The 16820-nt window shown below is 34.9% G+C and carries 20 protein-coding genes; 17 read left to right on the forward strand and 3 right to left on the reverse strand.

Features of this window, described 5'->3' with window-relative positions:
• Positions 1–144 precede the first annotated feature (144 nt).
• The 12 genes from D0T85_RS12545 to D0T85_RS12600 all read left to right on the forward strand — a co-directional run bounded on the left by D0T85_RS12545 (position 145) and on the right by D0T85_RS12600 (position 7915).
• A complete protein-coding gene (locus D0T85_RS12545) occupies positions 145–387 on the forward strand; it encodes a hypothetical protein (protein WP_203558473.1) in 243 nt (80 codons plus the stop codon).
• A gap of 4 nt (positions 388–391) precedes the next feature.
• Positions 392–655 carry a hypothetical protein gene (locus tag D0T85_RS12550; protein WP_163213726.1) on the forward strand — a complete coding sequence of 88 codons (264 nt, stop codon included), beginning with the start codon at positions 392–394 and terminating at the stop codon, positions 653–655.
• A gap of 222 nt (positions 656–877) precedes the next feature.
• Entirely contained in the window at positions 878–1480 is a 603-nt protein-coding gene (locus D0T85_RS12555) for a hypothetical protein (RefSeq protein WP_163213728.1), read from the forward strand.
• A gap of 136 nt (positions 1481–1616) precedes the next feature.
• A complete protein-coding gene (locus D0T85_RS12560) occupies positions 1617–1961 on the forward strand; it encodes a DUF1493 family protein (RefSeq protein WP_163213730.1) in 345 nt (114 codons plus the stop codon).
• 44 nt (positions 1962–2005) lie between these two features.
• Positions 2006–2512 (forward strand): hypothetical protein, encoded by a 507-nt coding sequence (locus tag D0T85_RS12565; protein WP_163213732.1) that lies wholly within the window; start codon positions 2006–2008, stop codon positions 2510–2512.
• A 21-nt stretch (positions 2513–2533) separates the two neighbouring features.
• Positions 2534–2776 carry a hypothetical protein gene (locus D0T85_RS12570; RefSeq protein WP_163213734.1) on the forward strand — a complete coding sequence of 81 codons (243 nt, stop codon included), beginning with the start codon at positions 2534–2536 and terminating at the stop codon, positions 2774–2776.
• A gap of 263 nt (positions 2777–3039) precedes the next feature.
• The gene (locus tag D0T85_RS12575) at positions 3040–3933 is read left to right on the forward strand and encodes a hypothetical protein (RefSeq protein WP_163213736.1); all 894 of its coding nucleotides are present in this window, start codon (positions 3040–3042) and stop codon (positions 3931–3933) included.
• 132 nt (positions 3934–4065) lie between these two features.
• Positions 4066–4833, forward strand: a complete 768-nt coding sequence (locus D0T85_RS12580; RefSeq protein WP_163213738.1) for a hypothetical protein — start codon at positions 4066–4068, stop codon at positions 4831–4833.
• The gene (locus tag D0T85_RS12585; RefSeq protein WP_163213740.1) at positions 4784–5455 is read left to right on the forward strand and encodes a hypothetical protein; all 672 of its coding nucleotides are present in this window, start codon (positions 4784–4786) and stop codon (positions 5453–5455) included. Before D0T85_RS12580 ends, D0T85_RS12585 begins: the two co-directional genes overlap by 50 nt.
• Positions 5456–5529: 74 nt before the next feature.
• On the forward strand, positions 5530–6294 hold the full coding sequence (locus tag D0T85_RS12590) for a hypothetical protein (RefSeq protein WP_163213742.1): 765 nt from the start codon (positions 5530–5532) through the stop codon (positions 6292–6294).
• A gap of 32 nt (positions 6295–6326) precedes the next feature.
• On the forward strand, positions 6327–6872 hold the full coding sequence (locus tag D0T85_RS12595) for a hypothetical protein (protein ID WP_163213744.1): 546 nt from the start codon (positions 6327–6329) through the stop codon (positions 6870–6872).
• A 602-nt stretch (positions 6873–7474) separates the two neighbouring features.
• Positions 7475–7915, forward strand: a complete 441-nt coding sequence (locus D0T85_RS12600) for a DUF5958 family protein (RefSeq protein ID WP_163213746.1) — start codon at positions 7475–7477, stop codon at positions 7913–7915.
• Positions 7916–7966: 51 nt separating this feature from the next.
• Here the strand turns inward: D0T85_RS12600 and D0T85_RS12605 are convergent, their stop codons facing one another.
• Positions 7967–9415, reverse strand: coding sequence for a sodium:solute symporter (locus D0T85_RS12605; protein ID WP_163213748.1), 1449 nt, complete (start codon positions 9413–9415; stop codon positions 7967–7969).
• A 92-nt stretch (positions 9416–9507) separates the two neighbouring features.
• Between D0T85_RS12605 and D0T85_RS12610 the strand changes: the two genes are divergently transcribed.
• The 3 genes from D0T85_RS12610 to nagB all read left to right on the forward strand — a co-directional run bounded on the left by D0T85_RS12610 (position 9508) and on the right by nagB (position 12617).
• The gene (locus D0T85_RS12610) at positions 9508–10431 is read left to right on the forward strand and encodes a TIGR01212 family radical SAM protein (protein WP_163213750.1); all 924 of its coding nucleotides are present in this window, start codon (positions 9508–9510) and stop codon (positions 10429–10431) included.
• 86 nt (positions 10432–10517) lie between these two features.
• The gene (locus D0T85_RS12615) at positions 10518–11702 is read left to right on the forward strand and encodes an FprA family A-type flavoprotein (RefSeq protein ID WP_163213752.1); all 1185 of its coding nucleotides are present in this window, start codon (positions 10518–10520) and stop codon (positions 11700–11702) included.
• 102 nt (positions 11703–11804) lie between these two features.
• Entirely contained in the window at positions 11805–12617 is an 813-nt protein-coding gene (gene nagB / locus D0T85_RS12620; protein ID WP_163213754.1) for a glucosamine-6-phosphate deaminase, read from the forward strand.
• Between the two features lie 101 nt (positions 12618–12718).
• On the opposite strand, the gene D0T85_RS12625 is transcribed toward nagB, so the two are convergent.
• Positions 12719–14551: a VWA domain-containing protein gene (locus D0T85_RS12625; protein WP_163213756.1), complete on the reverse strand. Its 1833-nt coding sequence runs from the start codon at positions 14549–14551 to the stop codon at positions 12719–12721.
• 97 nt (positions 14552–14648) lie between these two features.
• Between D0T85_RS12625 and D0T85_RS12630 the strand changes: the two genes are divergently transcribed.
• Both D0T85_RS12630 and D0T85_RS12635 read left to right on the forward strand, forming a co-directional pair.
• The gene (locus D0T85_RS12630; protein ID WP_163213758.1) at positions 14649–15224 is read left to right on the forward strand and encodes an RNA polymerase sigma factor; all 576 of its coding nucleotides are present in this window, start codon (positions 14649–14651) and stop codon (positions 15222–15224) included.
• Positions 15221–16165: an energy transducer TonB gene (locus D0T85_RS12635; protein WP_163213760.1), complete on the forward strand. Its 945-nt coding sequence runs from the start codon at positions 15221–15223 to the stop codon at positions 16163–16165. Before D0T85_RS12630 ends, D0T85_RS12635 begins: the two co-directional genes overlap by 4 nt.
• Here the strand turns inward: D0T85_RS12635 and D0T85_RS12640 are convergent.
• Positions 16162–16773, reverse strand: coding sequence for an L-threonylcarbamoyladenylate synthase (locus D0T85_RS12640; RefSeq protein ID WP_163214052.1), 612 nt, complete (start codon positions 16771–16773; stop codon positions 16162–16164). The two genes, D0T85_RS12635 and D0T85_RS12640, sit on opposite strands and share 4 nt — an antisense overlap.
• Between the last annotated feature and the right edge of the window lie 47 nt (positions 16774–16820).

The raw sequence follows: 16820 nt of genomic DNA on the forward strand, positions 1-16820 counted from the left end.
TAAGTATAAGTATTGAAGATATCATATTAGATGGAATGAAATTTTCATTGTTATCCAAACAAGGAATATTAGAATTCGTTAGAAATTACCATTATCAATATGGATATGATTATTTATATGAATATGGACAACTCAAAAGATAGTATGAAAGAAAGGAATGGATTTTATGTTTTAGATTTTGTCTTTGATGTGGATGATGATAATTATGTTTGTATAGAACGTTATGCTTTTATTGGTATCTTCTCCACTAAAGAGAATGCAAATAATGCTATTGATGATTTAATTAATAAACCGGGATTTAAAGATCATCCGCGTGAATGTTTCTATATCCGCTTTTATGGATTGAATGAACTTAAAGAATGGATGACAGGATTTGTAAAATTATAGAATTATGGAAGAGTTGAAAAGTTATACATTAAAGCATAGGTATCTAGTGGATGAAATTTATATAGAAAGTAAATTTATTGGCGTTTTTTCATCATGGGAAGAAGCAGATAAAGCTATAGATATTTTTTTTGTTCTCCCTGGATTTAAAGACTATCCTCGTGATTGTTTTATCATAAAAGAATATATCGTCAATGATTATGATAAATGGAAAGATGGATTTAAAGAAGAACAATTAGATTTACTATATTGGCTTTGTGTCTTACCATAATATAGATTGACTATTTAACATCCTGACAGATAACAACCTGTCGGGATGTTTTTACAATTCATTAAAACCTACATTTCAATGACTCACTTCACCATCCCGGAACTCTGTCGCAGCGACACGGCCCGGAAATACAAAATAAACAACGAATGTTCCCTCGACCACATTCAAAAACTAACCAGTTTAGTTAAAGAAGAATATCACATACTAATAAAACAAAGTGTTATGAAAGTAAATTTATTTGCATATTCATTGCTTCTTTTACTAGTTCTTATCAGTTGTACATCCAAATCTTTAAAACAGGGAGAAAAGGAAACAACAATTAATAATGCCATTTCTGATTTTTTAGAAACAGAAAAAGATTTCTTGAGAGACAAAGTATTTGGAGTGTTTTATTATGATACAATAGGGCGTATTGCTTATGAAAAAGTAGATAGTATGCACTACCGGCCTTATAGAACAGTAACTTACGAGGATAAAGTTGCAGTTACTATTTATCCAACCTATTATCAATATCCACAATTACCAACCGATAGTTTTCCTGAGGCGGGTGCACCCACTCGTTATTATATAAAAGATAATAAACTGTTTTATTGGTATGATGAGGATTATCCTTTAACAAAAGAAATGGTAGATGTTTTAAAAAGTTATAATCTGATATACTATATTACTGAAACAATACCAGATTCATTAACTATAGTTGTGCCTTACAATGATAATGGGGTAGACTATTTTTTCTGTAGGAAGAATTTGTCTAAATTCACAAAAATTACCACAGACAAAGCAGTGGGATATTATGATATTCCACTGCTTAACTGTGATGATTAGCTCTGTTGGGATGCTACTAACCAAGCTTATGGAATGGTTTCCTTTATCTAGTGGCCAAACAACGCCTAATCGAGGGATTTTCTAAGAACTGGATATTTTTGAGTAGCGTATACGTATGATAAATAAAATGAGTAGAATGGGAACAGAATTATCTAAAATAACAGCGTTTATTATTAACTTTAATCCTTTGTATCAATCATATCAAATAGATTTGGAAACAAAAATTGAAGAAGATTTAGGTATAACTGGAGATGATGCATACGAACTAATTGTAACGTATGGGGAATATTTCAATATTGACGTTTCTCATTTCAATTTATCAGATTATTTTAAAGATGAGGGCTATGATATTATATCACCTATATTGGAGCTTTTCAAATTAAAGAAAACTAAAATAAAGAAAGTTCTTACAATAAGAGGTTTAATTAAAGGAATAAAACATGGCCGCTTAAATGATGAAATCATTTCTATGAAAGACTGACACTCTATGTTATAGAAAGGAGAGCTCGTTATAAACAATAAAAAATGAACAAAAAAGGATTATTCTATACTTTTAGAATTAAGGGTAGAAAAAGAAGTGAATCAGGAATATTTATTGATGAAGGAACTGATTGGATATTAATCAGATCTTTATTTTCTGATTATTTAATTGATGGATATAAAATAATAAATAAAAATTATATTGTATCAGTTAGTAGAAACGAAGAAGATATATTCACCGAAAAAGTTCTCAAAGCAAATAATAAGGACAACTATTCTGTGGAAAAAATTCCCTTAGAAACAAATAGTCTTTTTAATTATTTGAAAGAACAACAAATCGTTTTCGATATCTCTATTCATCTTGAAAATTCTACTTATGTAGGAAAAATTAAAAAAATACTAACCCATTCTTTTTATTTATACTTATTGAGTCCAAAAGGAGAATGGCTGGATGAAATTGATTTATTCAAAAAGAAATCAATACGACTAATATCCTTTAATACGGATTATATACAATCTTTATTAAATTATAATCGCACATTAAATAGTTAACATTGATAATTTAAAAATGACATGAAAGATAGTAATGGATTTTACATAGTTGATTATGTCTATGAAACCGAAGATGAAAATTACACAGATGTAGAATGCTATGCTTTTATTGGTATATTTTCATCAAAAGAGAAAGCTAACAATGCTATTGATCATTTGATGTCTCAAATTGGATTCAAAGATCATTCTAGAGAATGCTTTTATATTAGCTTTCTTGAGTTGGATAAAACATTAGAATGGAAAAGTGGATTTACACGCGAATAAATTATGAATAAATTAAATATATATACCATATAGTTGAGGAAATATATAAAGAAACAAAGTTTATTGCAATTTTCTCATCATGGGACAAGGCAAATGAAGCAATAGATGATTTCATTATATTGCCAGGTTTTAAAGATCATCCTCGTGATTGTTTTATCATAAAAGAACATATTGTTGATGACTATGATAAATGGAAAGATGGATTCCAAGAAGAACAATTAGATTTGCTCTATTGACTTTGTGGTCAGAAAATTTCATCCGATATGAAAGCACATTCAATTCAGAGGAGTATCATGAAAGCATCTCTATTAGATAAGTTATGTTGGAATAAATTAATGCGTATAAAAATATATTTCTTTTTCTGTAGTATTCTGTTTTTTTTATCATGCTCCAATACTCTCATGGAAGGATCAGGGGCGGTAATTGATAGAAATAATACACCAATATCAAATGCAGAAGTAACAATCCTCTGTTGGAAAGATTTGGGGTTAATCAGAGATGAAGTAAATTACTCCAAGAAGATATATTATACAGATTCCAAAGGGAAATTTAGTTTTAAATTTGATAAAGGTTATAAATTAAGTATTGGTATACGGGCATATAGTTACGATATTGAAGTTATGGAAATAAAATCGGATGAAAACATTAAAGATTTTAATATTGTTTTGAATAATAATTCCAAAAACAATACAATTTATTATCGTAACAGATCTTTAATAAGAGAATACAAGTGCCAAGAAAAGGATTGTCTAGAAATTATAGAAGAAGGATTAGATATCGTTGAAGGTAAGAATGGCAGTGATGCAGATATATGGATAACTCAAGGAAAAACAATATCTACTAAACCTGCAGGTGGAATAATACCGATATTAAAAGAAGGTCAAAAAAACTTGATAACTAACTACTTAGAAGCACCATCAGAGGGGTATGTTCAAGAGTATAAGATAACGGGAAAAGAAGTTGGTTATTTTATTAAAACGAACGAACACACATATGCGAAAGTTATATTATCGGCTTTGTATGAAAAGAATTTTAATGAAGGGAATTGTTTGGAGAAAGGATATGTTACTCAAATAATTTACCAACCAGATTCAACTCGCAGATTGTCTATCCCCCATTTTATTGATATGGAACAATTATTATTAATGATTTATTAATTGGGATAATTCGTTATCTTTGCCTAAGTTGCTTGTAATTAATGAAGTAGCAGCAGTAATTTATCCAAGTTTTAACCCCGGTTCATCAACAAGAAATTTAAAATAATTATGCTATACTTTAACAAAAAGCCAATGGGTAAATATTTAATGTTGATTATATTGAACATAACTATTTGTGACAAGGCTCATTCACAAGATGTATCTATACATCTTGAGTTAGTTTCACTTGCCACCAGTAATTTCAAAATGGGTTGTCAATCCGAAGGTGATTTTTATATTGAATCGTTGAATTTTGAATTTATTGTTGAAAATAAATCTAAAAAGAATATATTGATTGGGAGTAACACACGAGATTACTATAGAGGATATGAGGATTTAGATTATGATGGGATAATAGGCAAATTTTTGGTAGTTAATGGAAATGACACTATAATGCTATTTACTGATCCTCGTATTTTAGTATTGAGTAGAGAAGTGAATGACGCCAGTTATTGGGGTGCAATTCGTTCTGATGCAAGTTCTGTTTTTAACAACTTTCTTTGTAGATTTCCTACAGAAAAAATTTCATGTCTGGATGAAGTATATACTTATTTAAGTAAATGTACATTCTGGTATGTGCCTGTAATGGATGATTATGAAAAACTGATAAAAAAGAAATCACTTCAACCATTAAATAATCAAGAAATAACGTATCCTTGTGAACCTATAGAGATCAAAGTGAAGGAAGATCTAGTTCTCATATTTGGCGATTTTGAAAATGCTCCTCAGAGTTATGGCTTATATAGAGGGAGTAAAGACTCAATAGTTTATAAGAATAGTGTAGCGAAATATGAAATAACACATGCTATAAATGAAGAAAGAATTTTTAATCTTAATTTTAATTTCGATTATTACCTGTGATTTGTTTTCACAGGTAATAATAAAAAAAGAATCCTATGTGATATTATCTTTTGAAAGACAACAAAAAGGAATGGATAAAGAATATTATTATTGGATTGTGTTAATAGACTCATTAAAGGGAAATTTAAACTTTGAAGTTTTTCCTATTTGTTTGAGTACTAATTTAAATTATAATCTAAAAAGATGCGCTAATGCAGATTCAATTAGTTTTTGGGATAATTTTATAGATAATCCTAAAAGCTATATTGGGAAAATAGACTCAATACCAATACTAGACTCTTTCTTTAGCATAACAGAAAACAAGAAAATTAAATTAAAAACTATTTCAATCAAGTGGAAGAAAGAAAAAAATAGGAGAAATGAAACAGTGGATATTTATGCAACACCTGTAATAGGTGGCTTATGCAAAGCTTTTGGAGAGTATAGTTTTGGTGAATCTGGTTTTATTGAATTCTGTGGAAATACATTTTTACCAACCTCAGAAATTACTTTCATTGAAGATTTTTGGGAAACAATAAATGGCAGAATAATAAAATATGCAGATTACAGTATAGTTGATTTTACTAAATATACCCCTTCTATTTATCAAGATCGCAAAAGAGTCCAAGTGGTTGCTAAGTAAATAGATTATTTCACTTTTCAACAGCTACCTTCTATGAATGCTAATAATCCTCAACTAGAATCAATGTGAAAAAAATGAAGTGGATTATACTATCAATATTCTTAACTTTTAATAGTAAATGTAACATGAGTTATACAACTGATGATGTATTAAATGAATTGGATAGCATTTTTATTGCATCTGTCAATTCTTTAAACTTAAATAAAAAGAAATACGATTATACTTTCTTTCTAAATTTGGAGCACGGCTATTCATTTAATGCAGCAAGTAAAATTCACTTATATGGTGATAGTAGAAATTGGGCTGTCGTTTTTGAAACATTTACTTACCAAAATCGTGGAGGATACTTTGCAACAGAGTTAGTCTATATAGGTAATTGTATAACCCCAATAATAGAAACGTTTGCTGAAGAATCAACAACTTCAAATATGAAAGTTGTAATAATGGTTGAGAGTAGTGAACTGGAAAGAATAAGTGTGGAAAATTCGGAAACTGTTGATCCCAATGCCGAATACATTTTAGTTAATGGTGTTAAGGTTTCTTTGAAAAACTCAGATGTTCAAGGATATGAAGATCTAATTTGTTATATCCATGCAATGAATCCTTCTTTAACCTGGACAACTGAGAATGAAATAAGAACTCAGTTACCTTTAGATATACCTAAATTAATGGAGATTAATCAATTTCATTATATAAGCAACTATGATTCTATTCTTCCGAGCAAACAGGAGTTATATAAGCTAATCTCTGAGATATTAGTTCAAGGAAAACCGAGTTTATGGAATCCGGTACAAAAGCCAAATAATGATTCGAATAATTGGGAATCAGGTTTTCTATAAATTGAATTCATTTGGCTCATTAAAACAATAATATGAGAACTATATATGTTATATCTATAATGATTTTATGCACTTGCACAACTTCAAAAGAGACACAAAAAAAGCGTTCTTTTGATTCAGTTTTGATTCAGTTACCAGTTAATTCTTCTGTTTTAAAAAGTAACGATAAGGTGATATTGCATGCGATGTTTTATGCATTAAATGATAATTCTCAGTTTTTACGCATATATGAAACTATATGCACGCTTCCAACAGAAATAAGAGGGTTTTATGAACTGGATAAATTTATAATTATATATGAGGGTATTGAAGACAGCCTTTCTATGAAATATATAAATATTGAAAAAAGTGATTGGCAAAAATTTGCAAGCAGATACAAAGTATCGCCACCATGTATGGAATGTGAGAGTGAACCTAATAAAATGATTATAAATGAATACCATTATAGAATAATTGATGGTAGATTTGAGTTATTTATTCCTGATGAAAAGCATATGAGAGAATATGAAAAAAAACTCATATTAGAAGGAATTATTAAATTACCACCTTTACCTCCCAGAACTGGAAGCATTGAATAAACAATTGAATATTTCGTTTGAGCTTATACAATTCGTCATCTTTATTTAATTTTCTTACAATTAATAAATGAAAGCTTAGTATTAAAAAGCGATAATAAAGAATTCTTAGAAGATTCATTGCTATTTGGCTAAATAATGGTATTTTTGGCTAAACAATAGTTTATATGAATGTTTTTTTTGAACAGTTTTTTTGTCCATATAATCAATATTATTCTCTTGTTATTGAAGATAATGGGATAACAGCTTATGCTTTCTATGTAAAGGTAAGGACATAATTGGAGATGTCTGGTTATATAATGTGGGAATACAAAATGATATCAGTTGGGACTGTCGGAATAGCTTACCATTCCCCAATAAGCTTGATTATATATATGAAAATATTGAGCCAATATTAAACTCAAATGAAGTTTTAGTGAAATGGACAAAAGACTTTCAAGTATATATTTATATACGCGAAGTACTTATTGCAACAATTAGAACAGACAATAGGTTGGTCAACTTGTGTGAAAAAAGATGGGCCTCTAGCTATGAAATTGCTAACTAGCACAGATTGAATTTCGCTTGACACCAGTAAATAGGGAATACCTTTGTCGCTTGTGATTATGAATATTATAGATGAAATTTTATTAAACCAGTATGCACAAGGTGTAGTAACAGTAGAACCTGTTCTTGAACGGTTTAATTTGTTGTCATTAGATGCTAAAAAGCATTATTTGGCTATTTTTATTGGCTATTTTATTATACAGGCTAAACCTGTGGATAATGATATTGAGCAGGCTATATCTGATAGTAAACTCAAACCCACTTATACCCCTTGTGTGCTATTGAGAAAAGGAGTTGCTACTCATCATTTATTAAAGATAGCAAACTTACCTGAGTATGAATTAAATAAGGTTATGAGGCTTTTTCTTGCTCTATTTAGAATAGCATATCTTCGCCGTTATACAATAGAAAAGGGAAATCCTAATGACACATCTAAATGGTGGTATTGGGACTTGTCAAAACAAGAAAATATTGATATTATATTAAAACAACATCAATAAAAAAGCAACTTTCAATATAAGTCCATATTAAACGTCCGCAACAGCACCTACTTATCGGTTTGTTTTTACCGATACCAACCACAATCCCAGACCCGTTAGCAGTCCATTCAGCAACAGTATTTCGTTACCTACTGCATACTCAAACTGACTTTTCAACAACACCTCAACTCCAAAACATAGAAATGGCGGAAGAATACAAACTATAGGCACAAACTTATCTTGTGGTTTCAATTTAGTAAACAAACCAAAGAAGAACAACCCCAGTAGAGGTCCGTATGTGTACGAAGCAATCTTATAGATAGTATTCAGAATACCATCCTGTCCCCAATAATTAATCAGGATAACAACCAGAAAGAACACAACGCTCATAATAATATGAATTCTTCTGCGGATGCTGACAGCTTTCAATGCTTTTTCTTTTTTTATATCAAACAAATCTACACAAATGGTGGTTGTAATTGAAGTCAGAGCCGAGTCGGCGCTCGAAAAAGCAGCAGCAATAATCCCAATAGAAAAGAAAATCAGTACAGGAAGCCCCAGGTAATTGGTGGCCAGTGCGGGCAATATCTCGTCGGATCTATCCGGTAAAGCAATCTGGAACTGACTGGCAAAGATAAGTAGTAAGATGCCCAACGCCAGAAACAGTAAATTAACCGGAATATATATAAAACCAAACGTAATCAGATTCTTCTTTGCATCCTTCAACTTTTTGATAGATAGACTTTTCTGCATCATGTCCTGATCCAGTCCGTTCATAACAATGGCAATAAGTACCCCACTAAGAAACTGCTTGAAGAAATTCTGTGTGCTGCTCCATTCAAAATTAAAAATTCTGGAATGAGAGTTATCTCTTACAGCCTGAATGGCCTCAGTGAAATTAAGATCAAGTTTTGAAATAACTTGTACAGTAATGAAGATAAGTGCAAGAAGCAAACAACAGGTTTGGAGTGTATCGGTCCAGATGATGGATTTGATACCACTACGGAAAGTATAGAGCCAGATCAGTAAAATAGTTCCCAGCGCTACCAAGTAGAAAGGAATTCCCCAATCGGCAAATACCAGACGGTGCAGAATGAATATAACCAGAAACAACCTTGCTCCCGCACCAATGGTTTTAGAAAGAATAAAGAAACTCGCTCCCGTTTTATACGAAAAAGAACCGAATCGTTTCTCCAGATACCCGTAAATGGTGGTAAGGTTTAGCCTGTAGTACAGCGGAAGCAACACATAAGCAATAATAATATATCCCAGGCAAAATCCCAGAACCATTTGCATATACGTCATATCCTGTCCTCTCACCATACCCGGAACAGATACAAAGCTGACTCCCGAAATGGAAGAACCAATCATGCCAAAGGCTACAACATACCAGGGCGACTTCTTATTGCCAAGAAAAAAAGCATCATTATCACTGCCTTTTCGCCCAGCCAGATAAGAAATAAGAAACAATAAGCCGAAATAAACAGCAATGATTAAAAGGATAGTGAAACCTGTGTTCATAGTAGTGTTGTTTTAGTTGATGTAGGATGACCAAATATACGGTTTTATTTTAAAATAAAGCCGTATATTTGATGCTTTCAACCCCAAAAAGCATGAATCAGAACTTTCTTTATAACGAATTTCCTACATTCCTCAAGAAGTACTTTCCTTTCAAAGTACAAAAGATATCATTGAATGCAGGATTTACCTGTCCTAACCGGGATGGTACCAAAGGATTGGGAGGATGCACATATTGTAACAATCAAACTTTTAATCCAGCCTATTGCAAAACAGAAAAAAGTATTACCCAGCAGTTGGAAGAAGGCAAGGTGTTCTTTTCGCACAAATATCCGGAGATGAAGTATCTGGCATATTTTCAGGCATATACCAATACATACGGCGAGCTCGAAAACCTGAAAAGAAAATACGAAGAAGCATTAAATACCAGCGATGTAGTAGGGCTTGTTATTGGTACCCGTCCCGATTGTATGCCCGATTCTTTACTCGACTATCTGGAACAAATAAGTAAACAAACCTTTGTTTTGGTAGAGTACGGTATTGAAAGTACCAGCAATGAAACTTTGAAACGGATAAACCGTGGCCATACCTTTGCCGATACAACCAGCGCAGTACAAAGAACTGCCGCTCGCGGATTGCTAACCGGCGGACATGTTATTCTCGGTTTGCCGGGCGAAACGCATAGCGGAATGGTAGAACAGGCCGGAGTGCTATCTCAACTGCCTTTAACCACACTAAAAATACATCAGCTGCAATTAATACGCGGAACCAAAATGGCCCGGGAGTACGAAGAACATCCCGAACAGTTTCAACTCTTTGATATTGAAAAGTATATAGATGTGGTAATTGAATACATTGAACACTTAAGGCCCGATATTGTATTGGAAAGATTCATATCCCAGTCGCCCAAAGAGTTACTGATAGCGCCCGACTGGGGATTGAAAAATTATGAGTTCACTGCTCGTATACAAAAGAAAATGAAAGAAAAAGGAACATGGCAGGGAAAACGTTTCAGCTAGTTACAAGTTTGTTGTTACTATTTTTTCTTGTAACTTTGCGACTCGTGACTTGTAACTCGTAACTTGTAACTCGTAACTAAAAAAACATGAAAACTGTAGTGAAAGGAAACATACATTATGTGGGGGTAAATGATCGTCAGAAACATCTTTTCGAAAATATGTGGCCTCTCCCTAACGGTGTTTCTTACAACTCTTACCTTATTAATGATGATAAAATAGCACTGGTCGATACTGTAGATGCTTGCTATTTTGAAACATTCCTCTATAAAATTAAAAGAGTAATTGGTGATCGCCCTATCGATTACCTGATTATTAACCATATGGAACCCGATCACTCTGGTTCAATAAGCTTATTAAAACACTATTATCCCAATATAACCATTGTAGGCAATCGGCAGACTTTTGGAATGATAGAAGGCTATTATGGTGTAACCGGCGAACAGCTTGTGGTTAAAGATGGCGATACGCTGGAACTGGGGCGTCATAAACTCACATTCTACCTTACACCAATGGTACACTGGCCCGAAACAATGATGACTTTCGAAGAAACCGAAGGTGTATTATTCTCGGGTGATGCTTTTGGATGCTTTGGGGCATTGAATGGTGGATTTATCGACAGTAAAATCAACTTGGATATCTACTGGGACGAAATGGTACGCTATTACTCCAACATTGTTGGTAAATATGGTTCGCCTGTACAAAAAGCCCTCGAAAAGTTAGGTAGTTTGCCTATTCAGGCGATATGCTCAACACACGGACCTGTATGGGTAGAGAATATAGCTAAGGTGGTTGGCATATACGATAAGCTAAGCCGGTATGAAGCAGAACCCGGAGTTGTAATTGTGTACGGAAGCATGTACGGGCATACCGAACAACTGGCCGAGGTAATTGCAGAAGAACTATCTAATCAGGGAGTTAAGAATGTGGTGATGCACAATGTTAGCAAGAGCCACGCATCTTATATACTAGCAGATATCTTTAAGTATAAGGGATTAATTATGGGATGCCCAACTTATAACGGTCAACTTTATCCGGCAATAGAAGCTATAGTGAATAACATACTTCACAGGGATATGAAAAACCGTTGTCTGGGTTACTTCGGAAGCTTTACATGGGCTGGGACAGCAGTAAAGCGTTTAGCCGATTTTGCAGAGAAAAGTAAATTTGAGGTAGTAAACAATCCTGTAGAATTTAAGCACTCTATGAAGGAGGCCGATATTGCGAATGCAGAAGCACTGGCAAAAGAGATGGCAATAGTAGTTAGTAGATAGTAGTTAGTAGCTAGTAGACCATACGGCATCGCTACTATCTACTAACTACTATCTACTATCTACTAACTACTATCTAATTATTAACAATAAAAACAATCAATCATGAGATTAATTATTCAGCCGGATTATCAAACCATATCCAAGTGGGCGGCCAATTATGTTGCAGCAAAAATTAATAAAGCGCAACCTACAGCCAACAAACCTTTTGTTTTGGGATTGCCAACAGGTTCTTCACCATTGGGCATGTACAAAGAATTGATTGACCTGAACAAGAAAGGCATTGTTTCTTTTAAACATGTGGTAACTTTCAACATGGACGAGTATGTGGGCTTGCCACAGGAACACTCGGAAAGTTATTATTCATTTATGTGGAACAACTTCTTTAGTCATGTAGATGTAGATCGTGAAAATGTAAATATCCTGAATGGTAACGCTGCCGATCTGGAAGCTGAATGTGCACGCTACGAAGCAAAAATTGTTTCTTATGGTGGTATTGATTTATTCCTGGGAGGTATTGGTCCCGACGGACATATCGCATTCAACGAACCGGGCTCATCACTGGCATCGCGTACCCGTATTAAAACATTAACTACCGATACTATAATTGCTAACTCTCGTTTCTTTGATAACGATGTGAATAAGGTTCCTAAAACAGCATTGACTGTAGGTGTAGGTACTGTACTTGCTGCAAAAGAAGTACTTATCATTGTTAATGGTCATAACAAGGCACGTGCATTGTATCACGCTGTAGAAGGTTCAATCAACCAGATGTGGACTATCAGCGCATTGCAGTTACACGAAAAAGGAATCATTGTTTGCGATGATGCTGCTACTTACGAATTGAAGGTGGGTACTTACCGTTACTTCAAGGATATTGAGGCAGATAATCTGGATCCGCAAACTTTGCTTAAATAGTTAGACACGGATTACGCGAGATTACACGGATTTAATAACACGGATTATTTTTTATTAGTATATTAATTAAATCCGTGCAATCCGCGTAATCCGTGTCTAAATTATATCATTCCTTTCGCCATCTCCACCAACCGAATAAACTCCCTGCGGTATCCATTTTCATCATTATCCAATCCTGTTTTAGCCAGCTTTATCACCTTATCATAACTGGCATCCCCTTTAAACTCCGAGTCACGAAGCAGTTGTCCGAACATTGCCACTGATGCAGCAAAACGGAAATCGGCCGAAACATTATTGTTCTTGTTATCAATAACAGGTAATTCTATCTTTTTACTAGTGTCACCATCCGGTTGCTTATAGCGTAGTTTGATGGTTAATAACTCAGGAGACTTATTTAGTGTAGGTTTCTTTTCCAATTTCTTTTGATATTTCAATTCATCAATTGCGCCTATAAATTTACTATTCACACCAACAGGAATTACCTCATAAAAAGCAGTAACTGTGTGGCCGGCACCCATTTCGCCTGCATCTTTGCTATCATTGTTAAAATCTTCGTTGTTTAATAAGCGGCTTTCGTATCCAATTAAACGGTATGCCTGTACGTGTGCAGGATTAAACTCAATCTGTAACTTAACATCTTTTGCAACCGTATAAATAGTTCCGCCGAATTCCTGTACCAATACCTTATTGGCCTCCTGAAGGTTATCGATATAAGCATGATTACCATTTCCTTTTTCGGCTAAAATCTGCATGCGGTTATCTTTATGATTACCCATTCCATAACCCAGTACAGTTAAGAATACACCTGATCTCCGTTCCTGTTCAATAAGACTTTCCAGTCCGCCAACCGAAGAAACACCTACATTAAAATCGCCATCGCTACAAAGAAGAATGCGGTTGTTACCACCCTCAATAAAATTGTTACGTGCAATTTTATATGCAAGCTGAATACCTGCACCACCTGCTGTAGAACCTCCTGCGGTTAATTTATCCAATGCTTCGCGAATCTTTTGCTTATCACTTCCGGGAGTTGAAGGAAGTACCTCGCCTGCATTACCCGAGTAAACCACAATTGCTACACGGTCTTTTTCGCGGAGGTTATTTATTAAAAGCTTCAAAGATGATTTTACCAACTCTAACCGGGTTGGGCCATACATAGAACCCGATACATCAATAAGAAATACAAGGTTAGAGGCAGGTAGATTCTCATCCGCAATTTCTTTAGCCTTCAAACCGATTTTAACCAAACGGTGTTTCTCATTCCATGGGCAAGCACCGATTTCGGAAGTAATCTTAACTGGATCATTGCCTGTAGGTTTCTGATAGTTGTACGAAAAATAATTTATCAGTTCCTCTGTACGGATGGCATCGGCAAGAGGATTTTTTCCCTGATTAAGATGTCTGCGCATTATACTGTACGAAGCAGCATCCACATCGATAGAAAAAGTTGATAACGGATCTTTAATAGCCGACTTGAAACGGTTTTCGGATATACTACTGTACTCCTCGGTATTGGACATGTCGTATCTACTTGGTGCTGACGCTGAAATATATGCAATGGAGCCTGTTACAGAACGAGACCTCTGTATACCATGACCTATTATTACAATCTCATCCAACTCTTGACTTTCTTGTTGCATTTTTACATTTAAGGTGGTAGCATTCTTAACGTTGATATTTTGCGTAACATAACCTATATAAGAGAAACTAAGGGTTGCACCCTTGGAAACAGTGATAGTGTACTTACCATCTACATCTGTTAATACTCCGTTAGATGTTCCCATTTCTACTATATTGAGTCCCGGCATGGGATTACCATCACTAGCATCCGATACAATACCTGTTACTGTGATTTTTTGGGCCATTACACTGTTCATTGCCATCAATAATATGGCTACTGCAATCATACTTACTCTACACAAAATCGTTTTCATAATTTATTTTTTTTGGTTTATTGTTTAGCCCATAGATATGATTTTGTGCAGTATTCCATAAACCCAATCTATTTTTTTTTAATTTTGTTGGCTAAACATGTGGTTTCAACGAAAAAAGAACATATCAACCCTTACAGACGACGAATTATTGCAGAAGCATAAAGAGTCTGCAGACGCCGAATCCTTTAGCGAACTATTCAGCAGGTATGTACCGTTGATGTATGGTGTTTGTCTGGATTATCTGCGCGATGAAGACAAAGCACACGATGCCGTAATGCAGCTATTCGAAGACCTGTTACACAAAGTATCCCGATACGAGATTGGAGTGTTCCGCACATGGGTATATAGCGTAACCAAAAACCACTGTCTGCAAATACTGAATAAAGAAAAAAAGGAAATTCTGATAGATTTTGAACTTAACGTTATGGAATCTGAGGAAATATTGAATCTATTTAGCGAAGACAATGTTCAGGAAGAACAAATAGATGCTCTGAATCATTGTTTAGAGAAGCTGCCGGATAATCAGCGGGTAAGTATAAAACATTTTTTTATGGACGAAATGTCGTATGCCGATATTGTTGACGAAACCGGATACCCACTGAGCAAGGTTAAAAGCTATATTCAGAATGCAAAACGTAACTTAAAAAACTGTATCGATAAACAACTGACATGAAACTTTGGCGTTACATACAAGGAATCCGCAAAGGGAAAGATGCCCATCAGCTTGAAAAAGAGGCGATGAGTGATCCTTTTCTTGCACATGCGCTTCGTGGGTACGACAAGGTGAAAGGCAATCATGCCGAGAGAATAGAAGAACTACAGAAAGAAATACGTCGGCATGGTGCAAAACAGCCTAACTATATACTTGCAGCAGGTATTGCCGCAAGTGTATTGCTACTGATTGGTATTGGCAGTTATCTATTTATTGATAAGGTTGATTACTCGGAAGAAATACAACTGGCAGCACAGTACGAACTGAAACCGGATACCGCTGTTCCGGTAGCGCCGCTTCCGCCTGTTATGGAAATGGAGAATATTGCAATGGCCGAGTTAAAGTTTAACAATAAATCAACAGTACCAACCGCAGCCCCAACTGCAACTCAAGCACCGGAGGTTCTTAGTGTTGAGGATGAATTAAACAATTTGGAGGATCAATTTGCTGATATGGAAGATGTTGAAATGGAAGAAGTGGTAGTTGTAGGATATGGAAGAGTGGTAAAGAAATCTGTTACAGGTGCAGTGGGAAATGTTTCGGCTGATACAATGAATAAGGTACCCCGCAATGTTATGGACAAAGACGATAGCATACTTGTTACAGACCATGGAGCGCAAAAGAAAACATTGGCAGATGAAGAGCCCAAACCTGTAGACGGAAAAAAGAAATACAATAAATACATTAAAGAAAATTTGGTGCGTCCTACCGATGGTGCATGTAGTGATAGTAAAGGAAAAGTTATTCTCCGATTCAATGTAAACGCCCAGGGAAGACCTACACAGGTTGTTGTAGAAAAGAGTCTATGCCCTTCTGCCGATCAGGAGGCAATCCGGTTGCTTACCGAAGGACCCAACTGGACGGTTGGCGGTAAATCAACAACGTTGGTAGTGAAGTTCTAATAATCAAGCCAGCCTTTCCCTTGTCTGATAATCTCAGGTTCGTTGTCGATACAGTTTACAATGGTCGAGGGTTCATCTCCACCTATGCCACCGTCAATAATCAGGTCTGCTTCGGTTCCAAATCTTTCGTCAATCAATTCGGGGGTGGTTACGTATTCAATATCATCATCAGGATCGTAGGGGAGGGTAGCTGTCATCATTGGGGCATCGAGCAGGGTGGTTATCTCGCATACAATGTTGCTATCGGGCATACGTATGCCTACTTCTTTTCTGTTCTTGAATATCTTAGGCAGTCGGCTGCTTGCAGGCAGAATAAAAGTAAAGGGCCCCGGCAGATTCTTTTTTAATAACTTAAAGTTAGTATTCCCCAACTTTGCATAATCGGCAACCATACTCAGGTTAGCGCATACAATAGATAACAGGTGTTTACGGGGATCAATGTTTTTGATATTACAGATTTTCTCAATTGCCCGTTCCTTCAGGGCATGACAGCCTAGTGCATACATGGTATCGGTGGGATAAATAATTATTCCGCCGTTGTTCAGTACATCCACAATCTTTTGCAAATCTTGTGGGCTGTTGTTTTTGGGGTAAAGTTTTAACATAATTCTAATGTGTCAATAAGATAATGTGCCAATAGGATAATGTGGCAATG

Source organism: Bacteroides sp. 519 (genome assembly GCF_010500955.1).
Lineage (GTDB): Bacteria > Bacteroidota > Bacteroidia > Bacteroidales > Bacteroidaceae > Bacteroides.